This window comes from Neisseria weixii (assembly GCF_002327085.1).
GTDB classification, from domain to species: Bacteria; Pseudomonadota; Gammaproteobacteria; order Burkholderiales; family Neisseriaceae; genus Neisseria; species Neisseria weixii.
This window is the reverse complement of record NZ_CP023429.1, coordinates 559,908-578,447: the sequence shown is the minus strand read 5'-3', so window position 1 is coordinate 578,447 and position 18,540 is coordinate 559,908. Positions and strand designations below refer to the sequence as shown.

Annotated in this window: 16 protein-coding genes and 2 tRNA genes; 10 read left to right on the top strand and 8 right to left on the bottom strand. The window is 48.0% G+C overall.

The window, feature by feature from the left end:
* Positions 1-17 precede the first annotated feature (17 nt).
* From hisB to serB, 3 genes are all read left to right on the top strand, one after another.
* Positions 18-959 carry an imidazoleglycerol-phosphate dehydratase HisB gene (gene hisB / locus CGZ65_RS02860; protein WP_096294749.1) on the top strand — a complete coding sequence of 314 codons (942 nt, stop codon included), beginning with the start codon at positions 18-20 and terminating at the stop codon, positions 957-959.
* 689 nt (positions 960-1,648) lie between these two features.
* Positions 1,649-3,691, top strand: coding sequence for a right-handed parallel beta-helix repeat-containing protein (locus CGZ65_RS02855; RefSeq protein WP_096294748.1), 2,043 nt, complete (start codon positions 1,649-1,651; stop codon positions 3,689-3,691).
* Positions 3,692-3,784: 93 nt separating this feature from the next.
* Positions 3,785-4,621 (top strand): phosphoserine phosphatase SerB, encoded by an 837-nt coding sequence (serB, locus tag CGZ65_RS02850; protein WP_096294747.1) that lies wholly within the window; start codon positions 3,785-3,787, stop codon positions 4,619-4,621.
* Between the two features lie 63 nt (positions 4,622-4,684).
* Here serB and lptG read toward each other — a convergent pair whose 3' ends face one another.
* On the bottom strand, positions 4,685-5,755 hold the full coding sequence (gene lptG, locus CGZ65_RS02845; protein WP_096294746.1) for an LPS export ABC transporter permease LptG: 1,071 nt from the start codon (positions 5,753-5,755) through the stop codon (positions 4,685-4,687).
* A complete protein-coding gene (gene lptF / locus CGZ65_RS02840; protein ID WP_096294745.1) occupies positions 5,752-6,867 on the bottom strand; it encodes an LPS export ABC transporter permease LptF in 1,116 nt (371 codons plus the stop codon). Before lptF ends, lptG begins: the two co-directional genes overlap by 4 nt.
* A 223-nt stretch (positions 6,868-7,090) precedes the next feature.
* Here lptF and CGZ65_RS02835 point away from each other — a divergent pair, with 223 nt between their 5' ends.
* The 6 genes from CGZ65_RS02835 (at position 7,091) to CGZ65_RS02815 (ending at position 11,821) form a co-directional block, all read left to right on the top strand.
* Entirely contained in the window at positions 7,091-8,500 is a 1,410-nt protein-coding gene (locus tag CGZ65_RS02835; RefSeq protein WP_096294744.1) for a leucyl aminopeptidase, read from the top strand.
* Positions 8,501-8,590: 90 nt separating this feature from the next.
* On the top strand, positions 8,591-9,031 hold the full coding sequence (locus tag CGZ65_RS02830; RefSeq protein ID WP_096294743.1) for a DNA polymerase III subunit chi: 441 nt from the start codon (positions 8,591-8,593) through the stop codon (positions 9,029-9,031).
* A 139-nt stretch (positions 9,032-9,170) separates the two neighbouring features.
* The gene (locus CGZ65_RS02825; protein WP_096294742.1) at positions 9,171-9,983 is read left to right on the top strand and encodes an FKBP-type peptidyl-prolyl cis-trans isomerase; all 813 of its coding nucleotides are present in this window, start codon (positions 9,171-9,173) and stop codon (positions 9,981-9,983) included.
* Between the two features lie 61 nt (positions 9,984-10,044).
* Entirely contained in the window at positions 10,045-10,173 is a 129-nt protein-coding gene (locus tag CGZ65_RS14560; RefSeq protein ID WP_255419103.1) for a hypothetical protein, read from the top strand.
* 87 nt (positions 10,174-10,260) lie between these two features.
* The gene (locus CGZ65_RS02820) at positions 10,261-10,467 is read left to right on the top strand and encodes a hypothetical protein (RefSeq protein ID WP_096294741.1); all 207 of its coding nucleotides are present in this window, start codon (positions 10,261-10,263) and stop codon (positions 10,465-10,467) included.
* Positions 10,468-11,323: 856 nt separating this feature from the next.
* The gene (locus tag CGZ65_RS02815) at positions 11,324-11,821 is read left to right on the top strand and encodes a disulfide bond formation protein B (RefSeq protein WP_096294740.1); all 498 of its coding nucleotides are present in this window, start codon (positions 11,324-11,326) and stop codon (positions 11,819-11,821) included.
* 102 nt (positions 11,822-11,923) lie between these two features.
* On the opposite strand, the gene CGZ65_RS02810 is transcribed toward CGZ65_RS02815, so the two are convergent.
* Positions 11,924-12,649 carry a YebC/PmpR family DNA-binding transcriptional regulator gene (locus CGZ65_RS02810; protein WP_096294739.1) on the bottom strand — a complete coding sequence of 242 codons (726 nt, stop codon included), beginning with the start codon at positions 12,647-12,649 and terminating at the stop codon, positions 11,924-11,926.
* 414 nt (positions 12,650-13,063) lie between these two features.
* Here CGZ65_RS02810 and CGZ65_RS02805 point away from each other — a divergent pair, with 414 nt between their 5' ends.
* Positions 13,064-14,491, top strand: a complete 1,428-nt coding sequence (locus CGZ65_RS02805) for an alanine/glycine:cation symporter family protein (RefSeq protein ID WP_096294738.1) — start codon at positions 13,064-13,066, stop codon at positions 14,489-14,491.
* A 56-nt stretch (positions 14,492-14,547) separates the two neighbouring features.
* Here CGZ65_RS02805 and trhA read toward each other — a convergent pair whose 3' ends face one another.
* The 5 genes from trhA to rho form a co-directional block, all read right to left on the bottom strand.
* Positions 14,548-15,174, bottom strand: coding sequence for a PAQR family membrane homeostasis protein TrhA (gene trhA / locus CGZ65_RS02800; protein ID WP_096294737.1), 627 nt, complete (start codon positions 15,172-15,174; stop codon positions 14,548-14,550).
* 178 nt (positions 15,175-15,352) lie between these two features.
* Positions 15,353-15,427: transfer RNA gene (locus tag CGZ65_RS02795), tRNA-Glu, on the bottom strand.
* 22 nt (positions 15,428-15,449) lie between these two features.
* Positions 15,450-15,526 (bottom strand) — tRNA-Arg (locus tag CGZ65_RS02790).
* Positions 15,527-15,658: 132 nt separating this feature from the next.
* Complete coding sequence (locus CGZ65_RS02785; RefSeq protein WP_198345328.1) at positions 15,659-17,017, bottom strand: deoxyguanosinetriphosphate triphosphohydrolase; 1,359 nt, start codon at positions 17,015-17,017, stop codon at positions 15,659-15,661.
* 85 nt (positions 17,018-17,102) lie between these two features.
* On the bottom strand, positions 17,103-18,365 hold the full coding sequence (rho, locus tag CGZ65_RS02780) for a transcription termination factor Rho (protein ID WP_096294736.1): 1,263 nt from the start codon (positions 18,363-18,365) through the stop codon (positions 17,103-17,105).
* Positions 18,366-18,540 lie beyond the last annotated feature (175 nt).

Below are 18,540 nucleotides of genomic sequence, written 5' to 3'. Positions count from 1 at the left end.
ACACGAGACTTGTCACCATGAATAAAACCAAACGCCATTTAGACAATCTGTATTTACTGATTGAAGAAGCCGGTTCGCTTACCAAGCTGGCGCGCCAATGCGGTTATGAAAACGCCGCCTCCCTGTCCCAACTCAAACGCCGCTTGGAAGAACAAGTTGACGATGAAAAAGCACGCGGCATCCGCCCGAGCTTGGCACAGAAATTAGAACAAGGCATGAGCAAACGCAAAGGCTGGCTTGACCGCGACCACGGCAAAGACAAAGAAAAAGCCGCGGCGCAAGAGCAGGCAGCAGAAACCGCTAACCTTACCCTGATTCAAGGCGGTATGCCGTCTGAAAACAGCGTGGTACAAATCGCCACCGAAGGCCGCTATGTCAGCGTGACCCGCAACACCAGCGAAACCCAAATCAGCGTACAGCTCAATCTGGATGGCAGCGGTATCGGCCGTTTCGATACCGGTGTGCCGTTTCTCGACCACATGCTCGACCAAATCGCCCGCCACGGTTTAATTGACTTGGATATCGTGTGCAAAGGCGACTTACATATCGACGACCACCACACCGTTGAAGACATCGGCATCACCGTAGGTCAAGCCTTGAAACAAGCCTTGGGCAACAAAATGGGCATACGTCGCTACGGCCACGCCTATGTGCCGTTAGACGAAGCCTTAAGCCGCGTGGTGCTCGACCTCTCCGGCCGCCCGGGTTTGGAATACAACATCGAATTTACCCGAGCCATGATTGGCCGATTCGATGTGGATTTATTCAGCGAATTCTTCCACGGCTTGGTAAACCACAGCATGATGACGCTGCACATCGATAACCTGCGCGGCAAAAACGCCCACCACCAAGCCGAAACCGTGTTCAAAGCCTTCGGACGCGCCCTGCGCATGGCAGTAGAATACGATGAGCGCATGACCGGTAAAATGCCTTCGACCAAAGGCACATTGACTGCTTAATCCAGCCATTCAAATTCAAACCGTATTTCAGGCCGTCTGAAATACGGTTTTTTTAATTTAGTGAGATTTTTAACATTATACGTCTAAAATAACCTTATATTTATCAAGGTTATTTCAATAATCTATACAATGAATTGAAACAAACATCGCAAATATTTTCTAATTTCCATATTAAATCTGTTTCACTACAGATTAACCATTCCTTAATATTATTACTTTGTTTGTCATTTTAACCATATTAAATATGATAAAATTTTTGAATTTTTATCAAGATGTATGCCTATAATTAATTAATTTAATTTCCGACACTTAATATTTATCTTTACCATTTCATAAAATAGACATGTCAATAACCACACTTTTTTTATGATATTTAGTTTTTATTCGTTTAAAATAATTCATATTATAACATTAAAATTAGTTTAAATTAAACGTCCAAATATGAAATCCGCCTATCAAAATACTTGACCGAATATCTAGTAAAGAGTTACCATAAATACACTTAAATCTTAAATTAATTCCATATTATAAAAATATTAGCATAATATTACAAAAATTAAAAAATAATTGAAATTTAAATTCAATATTACTACTATTTAATCAAAATACATTCTCAAGCACATGAAAACGTTCTTTTTTAAATGATAAAAGATTTTTAATTTATTAAATTTTAAATAAAGGAAGATTTTATGTCTGGAACTGTGAATCAGATTCCCACCTTTCAAACGCTAATCAGTGCTTCAAAGACCCAACGCAGCAATGATTCAGTCTTAGCTACCAAAACCACAGCCTCAGGCATCACTTATACAGTTTATTCCAACAGTAAATTTGGTAAATACATTGATGCCGGCCAATTCGGCACCGACAAAACCGGCAAAACCGACAGCTCGGCGGCCATCAAAGCTGCGCTTGAAGTGGCCAATAAGGAAAAAGCTGCCGTATATTTGAGCGGCAAACTGTATATTGCGGATCAAATCGTCATTGATAAATCTTTGAGCAACGTAAAGGGTTTGTTTGGAGACGGCATGGGCGCAACCAAAATCAGCTTTGATACCAAGCAAGACGGTGTTTTCAACTCAAACAACAACGACGGCGATATTCGAAAATATGCCGGTATTTTGGTCGATGGCGTCAACAACGTAAATATCTCGAATTTATCCATTGAATACACGCACACCAGTGATTTCTACCGCAAAGGCCAAAGTTACTTCGGCAAGATAACTGGTATTTTGGTCAACGATGCCGACAACACCCTGATTTCGGGTGTAGAAGCCTCAGGCGCCAACCGTGCGGGAATTTTGTTTACCTCAACCAGCGCCACCAACAAAGACAGCCGCACCGGCACCACCTACAAAACCCGCGTAGAAAATGGTGAAATCGATGAAACCGACGCCAGATTGCCTTTGGGTGAAAACAATCGAATTGAAAACAGCTATCTGCACCACAACCGCGTTGGCGGCGCATTAGTCGCCTATCAAGAAGATTTTGTAGCCAACGGCAATATCGCAGCCTGGAACGGCTCGCAATACGATGGCGGTACCGGTTACGGCATTGCTGCTTTGGCAGGCACCTACAATTTCGGTATCACCTATACTAACAACTACACCGACCACAACTACCGCAAAGGCTTGGATGTACATGACGGTACCGACATTGTGATTAAAAACAACGTCTCCAATGGTGACCGCTTATATGGCATTGCCGTTTATAACCGCCAATACGCCATGGATGATGTCGTCATTAAAGACAACACCGTTATCCAAGATCCAAGCTTCCGCCTTTATCATGATGACGATTTAGGTCAGTTTTATCATGGTTATGGCGGCATCCAATTGGAAACCAACACCCAGCGTCGTGACTTACACACGGAAAACAACGCCAATTATGAAATCAGTGGCAATAAAATCAGCGGCTTAGCTGTTCATCGCGATGCCCTGCATACTTACGGCATTGAATTTCGCAATCATGAGCATTCCATCGATTACACCGTCAACATCACCGACAATACCATCGAAGGAACCAGTAGCAAGTATCTGATTGCCGCAATTAACGACACTTCGCTAAATGGTAAAAATGGCGCCGGTTCCGGCACGATTAATATCTCTGGCAACACCGCCGACATCGGTGAAATCGTGAAAGGCACGGTACCGATTTACGTTGAAGAGAAAAACGCTTCCGATACTTTACGCGGCAGCGTGACGGTCAGTGACAACGACATCAGCATCAATAAAACCAGCGGCGTGGTCGAAGGTGTGCAATTGATTGGTAATGCCAAAACATACGCCGTTACCGACAACAACTTTGCTTTAAAAGGTATTTTAGACAAATCCATCATCAGCTTTATCGGCACCAGCAATAAAGAAAGCGCCAGCGTAACCGTCAGTGATAACGACTTAGTAACCAGCTCACGCGTCAAGCTGACGGCAGATTGGCTGCAACACAAAAACGCGTCTTATGTGGCCATTGATAATACGCACAACGGCAAAACAATGGATGTTTACTCCAACTTAAATACCAAGCAGCTAAAATCGTTCAACGATACTAAGGAAGCGGCCGACGCGATAGAAAAAGAATTGACCACCGTTTTCGACATCGATAAAAATGCCTTTAAAGTCAACGCCCTTTTTACCGCCTACGACCAAGCGAAATTAGGTGAAGCCAAAGCTTATTCATACGATGCTTTAGATGACACCTATACCATCAATACCTTAAATTCACTCGGTATTTTATAATCTCAATCAAAGGCCGTCTGAAACAGATTGTTTCAGACGGCCTTTTCTTTCTTTGCTATAATCGCGGTTCTCCAATCCAATCATTTCTCTATCATGCCAAACGTTCTTGTGCTTCAACACTCTGATTTCTCACGCTGCGATTTAAGGGCATTGCACAGCCTCAAGCTGGCTGAGCCGCAATACACACCTCACAGCCTGCGTTTTGCCGTAGCCGAAGATTTTACCCTGCCCGCTGCCACTAAAACCGAACTTGACCGCCAAGAAATTGATGCTGCGGTGTTGCCCGATATGGCATTTAACGATTTGGGGCTGATTGTCAGCGACATGGATTCCACGCTGATTACCATCGAATGTATCGATGAAATCGCCGCCGGTGCCGGCTTGAAAGAACAAGTAGCCGAAATCACCGAACGCACTATGCATGGAGAACTGGATTTCGAGCAATCCTTACGCAGCCGCGTGGCGCTACTCAAAGGCTTGGACGAGCAGTTTTTGTACGACGTATATGAAAACGTGTTGCAGTTGTCGCCCGGCTCCGAATATTTATTGGCCGAGTGCAAAAAACACGATGTGAAATTCCTACTGGTTTCCGGCGGTTTTACCTTCTTTACCGAGCGCCTGCAACAACGTCTCGGCTTTGAATATCAGTTTGCCAACGTTTTGGAAATCACCGATGGCAAACTCACCGGCCAAGTATTGGGTGACGTGGTGGATGCACAAAGAAAACAGGATTTGTTGAACGAATACCGCGACAAACTCGGTTTAACCGCTTCAAAAACCTTAGCCGTGGGCGATGGTGCTAACGACATTCCTATGCTGGAAACCGCCGGCATCGGTATAGCCTACCGTGCCAAACCAAAGACACAACTGCATGCCGATGCCTGCATTAATTTTGGCGGATTAGAACGCATTCGCGGCTGGTTCCGTTAATCGCCTTACCAAGCAAAAGGCCATCTGAAACCCGATATTTCAGACGGCCTTTTGATTAAATACTCAGCGTTTTTCCTGTTTGCGAATCAGGTAAACCGCCCAAACCGCAAAGATAATGGTCGGCAACGCGCCGGCCAAGAAAGGCGGTACGCCATAAAGCTGGCTGGTAAAACCAAAAAAGCGGCCGGCGAAATGGAAGGCCAAGCCTAAACAAATACCGCCAAACAGTTTCAAACCCATATTGCCGTGGCGCGTGGTTTGCGGGGTAAACGCATAAGCCACCAAAGCCATCACCAAGGCGGCAATCGGATACATGACTTTGCGCCACCAAGCAATCGAATAGCTCTGCGTTTGCTGATGGTTGTCTTTCAAATGCATGATATAAGTAGTGAGTTCGGATACCGACATCTGATCTGGATCGACCAGCAATACATCCAGCAATTTGCTGTTGAGTGCGGTTTCCCAGCGTTGCTCAGCTTCTGTCCTCACTTCAACACGATTACCGTGAAGCACACTGTGGCGCACGTTTTTTAATTGCCAGCTACCGTCAGCATTCAACACCGCCGATTCGGCTTCGCCGGCTTGCTCCAATTCATATTTTTCATTGTACTGCCAAAATTTTACGCCCAAAAGAGTTTTATCGGGCAGCATTTCACGCACATTAATAATGTTGTTTTTTTCTTTCAGCCACAAACCGGTGTCGCCGGCGGTGAGCTTGCCGTTGATGGCGGTGGTTTTCAAGTTTTCCGCGCGTTGGCTGAGTTTCGGCGCAACCCATTCACCCAAGGCCACAGTAGCCAACGCAAAAATCAAACCGAATTGCGCCAAAATCAGCAGCAGCTTTTTGGTACTCAAGCCGCTGGCTTTCATCACCGTCAATTCACTGCCTGCCGCCAACTGGCTCAAGGAAATCAAGCCGCCGATTAATACCACCAAAGGCATCAATTCATAGGCGCGCGCCGGCATCTGCAGCAGCACATATTGCGCCATTTTCGCGCCATCATAACCCCCTTTGCCAAGATTGCCGACTTCGTCAATCACTTCAAAAAAGCTGTATAAAGCCAAAAACGCCAGCAACGCATACAAGGCCATTACGGCCATTTGGCGGATAATATAACGTGAAATCAGATTCATTTTCCGCCTTTCAAACTCAAGCTTTTTGCCACAGCCTGCCAAAACGGCTGCGCCGGCATACTGCGTACACACAACAACACCACAGCAACAGCAAACATCAGCACATGCATCGGAATCAGCCCAATGAAGAAATGGATTTTACCGCTCTCCACCGCGTTGCGTAAAAAGGTCAGGCCGTTTTGATAAATCAGGAATAAACCAATGGCAATTAGGATATTATAAGTGTGGCCGGTGCGCGGATTAAAATATGAAAGCGGCACCGCCAGCATAGTCAGCAGCAAAATGCTGATCGGCAAAGACACACGCCACATTAATTCGGCTTGGTGCTGTGGGTTGTCACTGCCGATTAATTGCGAGGTCGGAATGGTGCGGCGGTGAGAAACCGGATCGACGATTTTCGGTGTGGTGCTGATAATCAGGCTCAGCTTTTCAAACGAAACTTGATTGTAATCGGCCTGCCCCGGCGTGCCGCTGTAGCGGTAACCGTTACGCAATTCCAATGTGCGTTTATTGTCAGTCAGCGCAAAATTTCCTTCTTTGGCAAACACAACGTTGTCGTTGCCTTTATCATCTTGCTCGCGCAAAAACAGGTTTTTCATCACGCCCGAGTCGGCATCGAAGGTTTCCACAAAATAAACACGGTTGTTACGCTTGCCCAAAGCGTTGAATTCACCCGCCTCCACCAAAGAAAGCTCTTGTTTCTGCTTCAAAATTTCGGCATATTCGCGGCTGCGCAGCTCCACCCACGGCATCACCCAAAGCTGCATCACGGCAATCAAGACCGCAAACGGTACAGCAAACTGCATCACCGGTTTAATCCATTGCTTCAAAGCCAAACCGCTGGAGAGCCACACCGACATTTCGCTGTCGCGCCAATAACGGGTCAGTACCGTCAACGTGCTGATAAACGCCGTCAACACCATCAGCAACGGCGTCATGCCGATGACCCAGAAGCCGACCAACGCCAACACGGCATCAATCGCTACCCGCCCATCGGCGGCGCGCCCAAGCAGGTTAATCGCTTGCGTCGATACCAATACCGCCAGCAGCACCACAAAAATGCCGACTGCGGTAAAAGACAATTCTTTAATAAAATTTCTTTGATAAATCATATAATTGCTGTTTCAAGCTGGGCGGCGTAAAGCCGGTTGGCAGGTTCTCGCTGTTATTCTTTACAGGCCGTCTGAAACGCAATAATGCAAACGCGCAACCTGCCGGTATCATGAAATAAGGTTTCAGACGGCCTGATGATGGAGTACAATCATTCCGTCTTTCTCACACGGCGCCAAGCCGTCTGAAACATCCGAACACCCATATTCAATCAGGAGAATAAACGTGGAATTTAGCACAAAAGCCGAAAAATTGCAGCCGAATCAGGCAGGCGCAGCGTTATTTATTTGTACGGAAGAAACCCAACTTCACCACGAGACCGCCCTTGCCCTATTCCGCGCATTGGAAGAAGACCAAACTTTTGCCGAAACCAAAACCCTTTCTGCTGACGGTTTACAAGCCGTAGCCTTCGTGTATTTGAAAGATCTTGAACGCACCACCCTCGACAAAGCCGCCGCCGAAGCCGCCAAATGGGCGCAGAAACAAGAAACAGTGAGCGTTGACATCATGCCGTTTTGCGAAATCAACGCCCCGCGCGTGGCCGAAGCCTTTGCCGTGGCATTCGGCAACGCGGCCTACCGTTTCGACCGTTACAAAAAAGAAGCCAAACCGGCGAAGCTGACCCACACTGCTTTCCATACCGAACACGCTGAAAAAGTTGACCGAGCTGTCAAAGTAGCCGATGCGCAAGTGTTCGGCCAAAGCCTTTGCCGTGATTTGGGCAATGCCGCGCCAAACGAATGCACGCCGGATTTTTTAGCCGCCACCGCCAAATCCGAAGCAGAAAAATTGGGCGCTCAGGCCAAAATCATCGAAAAAGACTACATCAAAACCAATATGGGTTCGTTTTGGGCGGTTGCCAAAGGCAGCGTACAAGACCCTTATTTAATCGAGCTCTCTTACTTCGGCGCCGCAGAACAAGAAGCCGCCCCCATTGTGTTGGTCGGCAAAGGTATTACCTTCGACACCGGCGGCATTTCATTGAAACCGGGCTTGAACATGGATGAAATGAAATTCGACATGTGCGGCGCAGCCACCGTGATCGGTACCTTCTGCGCGGCCGTGAAGCTGCAATTGCCGGTTAACCTGATTGCGATTGTACCGACTTGCGAAAACATGCCATCGGGCATGGCCACCAAACCGGGCGACATCGTCACCAGCATGAAAGGCTTGAGCATCGAGGTGTTGAATACTGATGCCGAAGGCCGTCTGATTTTGTGTGATGCGCTCACCTACGCCGAACAGTTCAAACCCAAAGCCGTCATCGATGTCGCCACCCTCACCGGTGCCTGCATCATCGCCTTGGGTCACGACGTCAGCGGCCTGATGGGCAACAATCAGGAATTGGTTGACAGCCTGCTGGCTTCATCTAAAGAAGTCAACGACAAAGCATGGCAGCTGCCGTTGTTTGACACTTATAAAGAACAGCTCAAGTCCAACTTTGCCGACCTCCCGAACATCAGCACACCGGGCGCCGGCACCATTACCGCCGCCACTTTCCTGTCGCATTTCACCGAAGCTTACCCATGGGCGCATCTCGACATCGCAGGCACCGCATGGAAATCCGGCAGCGAAAAAGGTGCTACCGGCCGCCCTGTTCCTTTGTTGCTGAATTATTTGCGCCATGTGAAATAAGTTTAATTCATCACGCAGGCCGTCTGAAAAAATGTTTTTCAGACGGCCTTTGTTATAATTCAACACAATTCAATCTTACTTGATACTGCCATGCCCAAAGCCACGTTTTACACCCATGTCGCCCAACCTGCCATTTTTATCTGCCGTTTGGCTGCCCGTGCAATTCGCGGTGACGGCCGGGTATTGGTTTGGTCGGATTCGGCCGATACGATTGCACGCCTTGACCGCGGTTTATGGCAGCAGGATGCGGAAAGTTTTATTGCGCACGAGATTTGGCAAACCGGTGAAATAATGCCGTCTGAAACGCCTGTTTTACTGGCTAGCGGCAACACCTTACCCACGCTTCCTGCCGACATCACCGTTTTGAATTTATCGCCCGATTTTTGGTCGGACGCGGCGCATCCGCCCGAGCGTGTACTGGAAATCGTCGGCAACAGTTTGGAAGATTTGGCTGAAGCACGCGAACGATTCCGCGCTTACCGCCAAAGCAGTTTCAATATCGAACATCACAAAATGGAAGGTAAAGCATAAACGTGCAGACGGCATAGGCCGTCTGAAATCCACTCATCATCTTTACAAATCCAACGATAATTTTTCAGACAGCCTGATTTATTTTCAGGCGTCCTGGGCTATAATGACGTTTCTCTTTTTCATTCAAAGAAACAGCATTATGAACAAAACTTTCAAATTCAGCGCGCTGGCTCTGGCCGCCGCCTTGTCATTGGTTGCTTGTGAGAAAAAAGATACAGGCGCAACTCCTGCAACGGCTTCTGCTGCTTCCGGTGCAGCAAACGGCGTAGATGCCATTGGGACACCGGCGCAACAAGCCAGCTACGCAATGGGTGTGGACATCGGTCGTTCTTTGAAACAAATGAAAGACCAAGGTACCGACATCGACCTGAAAGTATTCAATGAAGCCTTACAAACCGTGTATGACGGCAAAGAGCCGAAAATGAACGAAATGCAGGCGCAAGAAGTGATGATGAAATTCCTGACCGAGCAGCAGGAAAAAGCGCAAGCCAAACGCAGTGAAGATGCCAAAGCCAATCTCGAAAAAGGCGAATCTTTCCTGAAAGAAAACGCGGCTAAAGAAGGTGTCAAAACCACCGCTTCCGGTTTGCAATATGTGATGAAAAACGAAGGCACCGGCAAGAAACCAACCAAAGAAGATGTGGTTACCGTAGAATACGAAGGCCGCTTGATTGACGGCACCGTATTCGACAGCAGCAAACAAAACGGCGCCCGGCCGGTAACCTTCCCGGTAAACCAAGTGATTCCGGGTTGGCAAGAAGCTGTACAATTGTTGAAAGAAGGCGGAGAAGCAACCTTCTTTATCCCGGCCAAACTGGCTTACGGCGAACAAGGTGCGGGCGACAAAATCGGTCCGAATTCCGCCTTGATTTTCGATGTGAAATTGGTGAAAGTCGGCGGTGCAGAAGATATGCCTGCCCAACCTGAAGTACAAATCAAAAAAGTGCAATAATCTTTTGTGATGCCGAACAGGCCGTCTGAACATTTTCAGACGGCCTGTTTATATAAGAATTATGCCCCATTGTATTAACGGTTTTCTCATTTCCGCCGGTTTGATTATGGCTATCGGCGTACAAAACTCACTGGTACTGAAACAGGGCTTATTGCGCCAGCATGTTTGGCCGGTGGTGCTGTTGTACTGACTGGTGATGGGATGCTGGAGACCTTGGGCTTATTTGGCTTAAGCGCCTTACTCTCCGACAGCCTGAGAATTATCTGGCGCGCCGGCCTTGGCAGGTGCCTTATTTGTATTGGCCTGTAGCACAATGATCGCCAAACGCGCATGGCAAGGCAGCAATTATCTCACCGTGAATACCGAAAACCACCTTCCTCCCTCTGCCTTAAAAATCACCGCTACTACGCTGGCGCTCACCTTGCTCAATCCGCATGTGTCCATCGATACCATAGTGTTGATTGGCGGCAGCACAGCCCATTAGGACCAAACCGCCAAACCATTCTTTTTAGCAGACGCCATCACCGCATCAGAGGTTGTGGTTCGGCGGATTAGGCTTCGGCTTCGCGGCTGCTATTGCCGCTGTTCCGACACGAATAAGTGTGGCAACTACTCGATGGTGTGATTGCTTTGGTCATATTCTATTTGGCTTTCGGGCTATTGAAACAAACTGTGAACATCTTTATTATGTAAATATTATGTAAATTCAAGGCTGCAGCCTTTGTCAAATCAGCATCTTCTTTGGTACATTTCTGCGTAATGCGCTACAATTATCGAAAACGCGCTATGTGGTGGAACAGCGTTTTGGCAGCGTTGCACTGTAAATTCCACCATCATCGTACTGCTTATATCGGGTTATTGTTATATCGGGTTATTGAAAGTCACTGCGCAAAATCATTTGAACGCAATTATGTCTCAATCTGCTGAAAGTTGCCAACAGGCTGAGACCTTTGCAAAACCCCGGGTTTGAGTACAGTTCAAAATTATAGCAGCACAGAAAGCAAAGACATATCATAAAGACAGGCAAGCTTTCGAGCAGCGTATAACGAAGAAATGTGCCAAAGATGGGAATTTTGCAAAGGTCTCAGGTTTTGTGTGTCTGCGCACGAAGGGGATATGTTCCTAAATAAACTTAATCATAGGCAACGAGGAACATCTAATATTAAAAAGCTTATTTGATAACTTAAGTAATATTTTTTTATTCTGGCTAGGCCTTTGAAAGGTTTCGGCCTAACTATTCTTTGGCATTCGATTCCGTTAACACTCCCGAAGCGTTATCACCAACAACACACTTAACTATTATTAACTATTAATAGGCCGTCTGAAACGGCTTTAGGATTATGAACTTATTCCGCTTAACTTTATGGGGCATTGTTACCCTATCCGCCGCCGCCGCATGCGGTTCTTTCGTTTTGCAGTACATTGTCGGCGTGAATCCTTGCGTACTGTGTATTGTGCAGCGCTTAATGGTGTTGGCCGTCGGCTTTGTTGCTTTGCTCACCGCATTTAACCGTCAACTTTCCCTTGCTGCCCGTACCGCGAGCGCATTCTTGGTCAGCATTCCGGCACTTTACGGCATGGGCGTGGCCATTTACCAAATCTGGATTCAAAGCCTGCCCGCCGGCACCGCTCCTGCCTGCGGTGCGCCGTGGACTTTCCGCCTACGTGATTGGCCGCTGTTTGAATGGTACGAACCGATTGTGCGCGGCTTTGGCAATTGCGCCGAACCGGATTACATCTTTGGCGTTGCCCTACCGGTGTGGAGCGCTTTGTATTTTGGCTTTGTCGTGTTATTGGTGTGGGGCATGTGGTTTAAAACCCGTCAGATACGAGTTTGAGATGGAGTCAAGGCCGTCTGAAATATTTCAGACGGCCTGTCTAAATAAAAAAAGCAGGCTGATTTCAGTCTGCTTTTTTTCATATCTACTGCCCAACAGGATTTATTCCAAATCCAATACAGCCGAAGTGTAAACGTTTTGTACGTCGTCCAAGCTTTCCAACGCTTCGAGCAGCTTTTGCATTTTCACGGCATCTTCGCCAGTCAGCACGGTTTCATTTTGCGCCCGCATAGTCACATCACCATCCACCGATTTAAAGCCGGCTTCTTCTAATGTGGCTTTCACGCCTGCCCAGTCGTTTGGTGCGGTAATGACTTCAATCATGCCTTCCTCATCGACAAGCACGTCTTCCGCGCCCGCTTCCAAAGCGGCTTCCATCAACGCATCTTCATCCGCATCGGCGAAAACCAAATAGCCTTGGTGCTCAAAATTAAAGGCCACGCAACCGTCAGTGCCCAGATTACCGCCGTTTTTGGTAAACGCATGGCGAACATCGGCCACAGTGCGGGTTTTGTTGTCGGTCATGCAGTCAACCATCAAAGCTGCGCCGCCGATACCGTAGCCTTCGTAACGCAATTCGATGTATTCCACGCCTTCCAAATTACCTGTGCCTTTGTCAATCGCGCGCTGCACGTTGTCTTTCGGCATGTTGGCATCCCATGCTTTGTCCATAGCCAGACGCAAACGCGGATTGGCTGCCGGATCGCCGCCGCCCAATTTGGCCGCAACGGTGATTTCTTTAATCAGTTTGGTAAAAATTTTGCCGCGCTGCGCATCGACGCGCGCTTTTTTGTGCTGGATATTCGCCCACTTACTATGGCCTGCCATGTGGATTCCTTTCGATTTTTTGCGTTTGATAACCGATTAAAATAAGCATGGGTTTATGCCATTCTTATTTTAATCAATCACGTACATGCATGAGTCATTCTATTTTCAAAATGCGTATTTTATCATAAGTTTTTTGCGGCCGAAAACTTTCAGACGGCCTGTATGTCCGCTTGGTATAAATCAATTTTATGTTAAATTCCGTTATATCCATTCAGTTTTTGTATTCTCTTGAGTCGAGATTAGGCGTATGATGCCGAAAATGTTTCTTTATTAAAGAAAATATGATAAAGAGCATTCGGATAATCCCTATCCGGCCAACGGCCTGCTCGCCTGAGGTGTCTAAACGGGATTAAAGCGGAGTAGTTGCCGCTGTGTATTTCACGTTGATTAACTTTTTATTTTTTGAGGTTTATTATGGAAGCAACATTGTCTGCGCTGGTGGGCGTGGTCAATAAAGTGCTGTGGGATTACCTGCTGATGTATGCCTTAATCGGTATTGGCTTGTTTTTCACGGTTTATTTGGGTGCGCCGCAGATTACCAAACTCGGTGCAGGTTTTAAATCGGTTTTCGGCGGTTTGTTCGGTAAAAAAGACGGCACCGATAAAGATCAAAAGTCTCTTTCCCAATTTCAAGCTTTGGCGGTCGCCATTTCTGCCCAAATCGGCACGGGCAACGTGGCCGGCGTCGCCACAGCGATTACTGCCGGCGGCCCGGGTGCGATTTTTTGGATGTGGCTCTCAGCCATACTGGGCATGTCGACAATTTTTTCCGAAGCGGTTTTGGCACAAAAATACCGCGTCGTCAGCCACGGCAAATACATCGGCGGCCCGGCATTCTATATTACCCACGGCTTAACCCCAAAAATCGGCCGGCCTGCCGCCCGCTTTTTGTCGGGCTTCTTCTCCGTCGCCATCATCATCGCCTTGGGCTTTATCGGCAATGCCACACAAGCCAACTCGATTGCTTCCGCGGTCACTGTGGCATTTCATGCTCCGGCATTGGCGGTGGGCATTGTATTGGCGGTATTGGCCGGTTTGATTGTCATCGGCGGTGTCAACCGGATTGCCAATGTGGTGCAGTTTGTGGTGCCGTTTATGGCGGTAATTTACATTTTATGCGCGGTGGTGATTTTGTTTAAATTTTCCGCCCACATCGGTCCGATGATCCAGCATATTTTTGTGGCGGCTTTCGATCCGAGCGCAGTGTTGGGCGGCGCGGCCGGTATCGGTATGCGAGAAGCCATCCGCTACGGCGTGGCACGCGGTTTGTTTTCCAATGAAGCCGGTATGGGTTCGACCCCGCATGCCCACGCGACCGCCAACGTAAAGCACCCCGTGCAGCAAGGCATGGCGGCATTTGTCGGCGTGTTTATCGATACCTTATTGGTCTGCACCGCCACCGCGCTGATTATCCTGCTCACCGATGCCAATACTTTGGGCTTAAAAGGTGCCGCAGTGACCCAACAAGCTTTTATCATCGCATTCGGCGATTTCGGTGGTCAATTGCTGGCCGTGTGCCTGGCTTTCTTTGCCTTTACCACCATCATCGGCTGGTATTATTTCGGTGAATCCAACATCCGCTTTTTGTTCCGCGGCAAACATTTAGGCTTTTACCGCTCGTTGGTTTTGATTGCGATTGTGCTGGGCACTTTGGGCAAGGTTGATTTGGTGTGGAGTTTATCGGATATGTTTAACGGCTTTATGGTCATTCCGAACTTAATCGCGCTCTTCCTGCTGCGAAAAGAAATCCGCGCGGTGTACGACGATTATTTGGCGCAAACCAAAGCCGGCCAAGCATTGTCTTACCAATACGAGTTCCATGAATTTCACGATAAGAAATAGTCAAAAAAACCTCTCCGTTTCTCGGAGAGGTTTTTCCAATAAAGGCCGTCTGAAACTTATAAAACATAAAAATAAATACAGATAAACTGCGCCAAACTGCCCGCCATCACGAACAAATGCCAAATACCGTGACCGTATTTGATTTTGGTGTCGTTCACAAACCAATAAATCCCGGCACTATATAACACGCCACCCAAAGCCAGCCAAAACAAACCGGCTGCCGACAAGCTCTTTGCCAGCGGATACATCGCCACCAAAATCAACCAACCCATCACCACATAAATTACCAACGACAATAAGCGTTTTTCGCTTTTACACCCGATGGTCAACTCCTGAATGATGCCGAATAAAGCCAGCCCCCAAGACACACCGAACAGCGACCAGCCCCAGCCCCCCTTCAGCGTCACCAGTGTAAACGGCGTATAACTGCCCGCAATCAGCAGATAAATCATGCAATGATCCACCTTCTGCAACACCGCCTTGACTCTCGGCTGAGGAATGCTGTGATACAGCGTCGAGCCCAAATACAACAGCAGCAAGCACACACCATAAGTAATCGCGCTGGCAAGCTTGTAGGGATTAAAATCCTCAACTGCCTTCACAATCAGCAACACCATGCCGGTCAATGCCAGCAGCACGCCGGCCAAATGGCTATATGCATTAAAACGCTCACCTTGATACATAGCTTTATTTCTCATCATGGATGACAGCCAACAGTGTACGCCGATTCCCTGAATAAAAGGCCGTCTGAAAGATAAAAATAGGTTAACTACTTTTTTATCAAATGAATGATATTTAAATAAATCATTTAGGGATAAAACAAAAGCCTTACTGAATCCAGTAAGGCTTTTGTTAAGTATGTGGCACGCCCACGGGGAATCGAACCCCGGTTACCGCCGTGAAAGGGCGATGTCCTAACCGCTAGACGATGGGCGCGGAATAAAGGATTTTTCTTAGCTGGCGCACCCGGAGCGATTCGAACGCCCGACCCTCTGGTTCGTAGCCAGATACTCTATCCAACTGAGCTACGGGTGCATCCTCATCACTTCGCTGTTGCGCTGTGAATCAAGAAGAGCGAATAATAAAGAATTTACTGAAATGTGTCTAGTGCATTTTCAATTATTTTTTGAGATTTTTAATAAATATTTGAAATAAAATTAAATAATTTCAGCGCAACATGCCTAAGCCGGATAAATCCTGTGCCATCTTGGCAGCAGCATTGTCGGTCATACCGCCGACAAAATCCAAAATTTTCATATAGGCTTGGTAAAGGGTGTCATCTTCAGTGATCGGGTCATCGTTTTTGAACAGTTCCAATATTAATGATTGGCGCGAATCAACCTGCCTATCCTCCAAATACGCGTAAGCCGCCGGCACGAGCAAATCCAAAATCGAGCCCAAGCATGGGAACGTGGCGATTTCAGTGATCAGCTTGGTATGATGGCGGAAAATGCGCGTGCGCGCCAAATCTTTGGCCTTCTCGAGCGTGTTCTGTACTTCGGGGCTGCACAAGGCAATTAAGTCTTTGCCTTTGAATTCGCCGTTGAGCAAATCGGATTGGTGTTTCATAAAGGTTTGCGCAACATCATCAATCGCCCGACCAATGGCAATACCGCGCAGCATGGCGCAACGCTGGCGGCTGGATTGGGCATGCCATGTACTTTCAGTAAAGGTCAGCTCGGATAATATGCTCTCAACTTCGGTATCACTCAGCAAATCCAGCTCAACCGCATCTTCCAAGTCCAACAAGGCATAGCAAATGTCATCGGCGGCTTCCATCAGATAAGAAAGCGGATGACGCGCCCAATGGTTTTCGCCCAATTGAAGCAAGCCCAATTGTTCGGCAACACATTGAATAAAGGGCAGCTCGGTTTGGTAGATATTGAATTTTTTTCTGCCGTTGGGATGCTGCGTGGTCCACGGATATTTCAGTAAAGCGCCGATGGTGGCTGCCGTCAGGCGCATACCGCCGCGATTGCGGTACATTTCCAAAGTCGCCAAAATGCGTAAGCTGTGGGCATTGCCTTCATAAGTTTGCACATCATTGCGCTCAATGTCGCTCAAGCCTTGCAGATAGCGGCTGTGTTGCGGATTTCGGAACCAATCCCGCAACGCGTCTTCACCGGTGTGGCCAAACGGCGGATTGCCCAAATCATGGGCCAAACACGCGACCTGCACCACTGCGCCAATATCACTCGGCGTATTGCCCAAAGGCAAAAATTCACCGGCTTGCAACATCATGCCGACACGGTTGCCCAAGCTCCTGCCGACACTGGCCACTTCCACGCTGTGGGTTAAACGGTTGTGGGTCAAATCATGTTCGGCAAAAGGATGAACTTGCGTTTTACGCCCCAAACGGCGGAACGAGCCGGAAAACACCACACGGTCGTAATCGATGTGAAAGTCGGTGCGCAAGGCATCCATGCCTTCTTGTGTGGACGGCGTCACCGTCGGCACAATACTGCCGTCTTTCACGCGGAAGCGTTGGGTAGACAATAAATCCTGCCAGTTCATTTTTGCCTGCATGATAAGGTTCCGTATCGGTTTAATGATTTGACTATACAATAAATTAAGGCCGTCCGAAAGTTTCAGACGGCCTCACAATGACAACTTATTTATTACCGCGCATCAATTCAAAAAATTCGTTGTTGTCTTTGGAATCTTTCAACTTGCCGACCAAAAACTCGGTGGCTTCGATTTCATCCATCGGATGCAGGAATTTGCGCAGCAGCCACATGCGTTGCAACTGGTCGTTTGGCACCAGCAATTCTTCGCGGCGGGTGCCGGATTTGTTGATGCTGATGGCCGGGAACAGGCGTTTTTCAGCCATACGTCGGTCGAGGTGCAGTTCCATATTGCCCGTGCCTTTAAATTCTTCGTAAATCACGTCGTCCATGCGGCTGCCGGTTTCGACCAAAGCAGTGGCGATGATGGTGAGCGAACCGCCCTCTTCCACGTTACGCGCCGCACCGAAGAAACGTTTCGGACGGTGCAAAGCATTGGCATCGACACCACCGGTCAGAATCTTGCCCGAAGCCGGCACCACGGTGTTGTAAGCACGCGCCAAGCGGGTAATCGAGTCGAGCAGAATCACCACGTCTTTTTTATGTTCGACCATGCGTTTGGCTTTTTCCAACACCATTTCAGCCACTTGAACGTGACGTTGTGCCGGCTCGTCAAACGTAGAAGACACTACTTCGCCTTTTACACTGCGGCTCATCTCGGTCACTTCTTCCGGACGCTCGTCAATCAGCAATACAATTAATTCGACTTCGGGATTATTGGCCGTAATCGCGTGGGCAATATTTTGCAGCATCACGGTTTTACCGGTTTTCGGCGGCGCAACCAACAAAGCGCGTTGACCGCGGCCAATTGGCGACACCAAATCAACCGCACGGCCGGTGAGGTTTTCTTCGGCCTTAATGTCACGCTCAAGCTTTAATTGTTTGGTTGGGAATAAAGGCGTTAAGTTTTCAAACAAAATCTTGTGCTTGCACGCTTCCGGATCGTCACCGTTGATGGTATCCAAGCGCACGAGGGCGAAATAGCGCTCGTTGTCTTTCGGCACGCGCACGCTGCCTTCGATGGTGTCGCCGGTGTGCAGATTAAAACGGCGGATTTGGCTTGGGGAAACGTAAATATCGTCAGGACCGGCCAGATATGAAGTGTCGGCGCTGCGTAAGAAACCGAAACCGTCAGGCAGGATTTCCAAAGTGCCCGAACAGGTAAAGCTTTCGCCCTGCTTCATTTTTTGGCGCACAATGGCAAAAACGAGGTCTTGCTTGCGTAAGCGGTTGGCATTTTCGATGCCGTGCTCTTCAGCCATTTCCAACAATTTGGAAATGTGTAATGTTTGTAATTCAGAAACGTGCATAATGAGTGATTTTGATAGAATTGAAGACGACAGAGGCCGTCTGAAAGAATAGATGATGCCGTATGAAAGGCATATTCTGAAAGAAGTGGGATTTTAGGCGGTCAGGCTTTTCGTGTCAAATATTATCCGTATTTGGTCGGGATTGGGGATAGAAGGCCGTCTGAAAAACATGCTT

What these genes read in the sequence shown, in the direction of transcription:
- trhA (WP_096294737.1), bottom strand. Translation starts at nt 15,174, where the DNA reads ATGTATCAAGGTGAGCGTTTTAATGCATATAGCCATTTGGCCGGCGTG.
- CGZ65_RS02830 (WP_096294743.1), top strand. Translation starts at nt 8,591, where the DNA reads ATGCCCAAAGCCACGTTTTACACCCATGTCGCCCAACCTGCCATTTTT.
- lptG (WP_096294746.1), bottom strand. Translation starts at nt 5,755, where the DNA reads ATGAATCTGATTTCACGTTATATTATCCGCCAAATGGCCGTAATGGCC.
- rho (WP_096294736.1), bottom strand. Translation starts at nt 18,365, where the DNA reads ATGCACGTTTCTGAATTACAAACATTACACATTTCCAAATTGTTGGAA.
- lptF (WP_096294745.1), bottom strand. Translation starts at nt 6,867, where the DNA reads ATGATTTATCAAAGAAATTTTATTAAAGAATTGTCTTTTACCGCAGTC.
- serB (WP_096294747.1), top strand. Translation starts at nt 3,785, where the DNA reads ATGCCAAACGTTCTTGTGCTTCAACACTCTGATTTCTCACGCTGCGAT.
- CGZ65_RS02810 (WP_096294739.1), bottom strand. Translation starts at nt 12,649, where the DNA reads ATGGCAGGCCATAGTAAGTGGGCGAATATCCAGCACAAAAAAGCGCGC.
- CGZ65_RS02785 (WP_198345328.1), bottom strand. Translation starts at nt 17,017, where the DNA reads ATGCAGGCAAAAATGAACTGGCAGGATTTATTGTCTACCCAACGCTTC.
- CGZ65_RS02815 (WP_096294740.1), top strand. Translation starts at nt 11,324, where the DNA reads ATGAACTTATTCCGCTTAACTTTATGGGGCATTGTTACCCTATCCGCC.
- CGZ65_RS02825 (WP_096294742.1), top strand. Translation starts at nt 9,171, where the DNA reads ATGAACAAAACTTTCAAATTCAGCGCGCTGGCTCTGGCCGCCGCCTTG.
- CGZ65_RS02855 (WP_096294748.1), top strand. Translation starts at nt 1,649, where the DNA reads ATGTCTGGAACTGTGAATCAGATTCCCACCTTTCAAACGCTAATCAGT.
- hisB (WP_096294749.1), top strand. Translation starts at nt 18, where the DNA reads ATGAATAAAACCAAACGCCATTTAGACAATCTGTATTTACTGATTGAA.
- CGZ65_RS14560 (WP_255419103.1), top strand. Translation starts at nt 10,045, where the DNA reads ATGCCCCATTGTATTAACGGTTTTCTCATTTCCGCCGGTTTGATTATG.
- CGZ65_RS02805 (WP_096294738.1), top strand. Translation starts at nt 13,064, where the DNA reads ATGGAAGCAACATTGTCTGCGCTGGTGGGCGTGGTCAATAAAGTGCTG.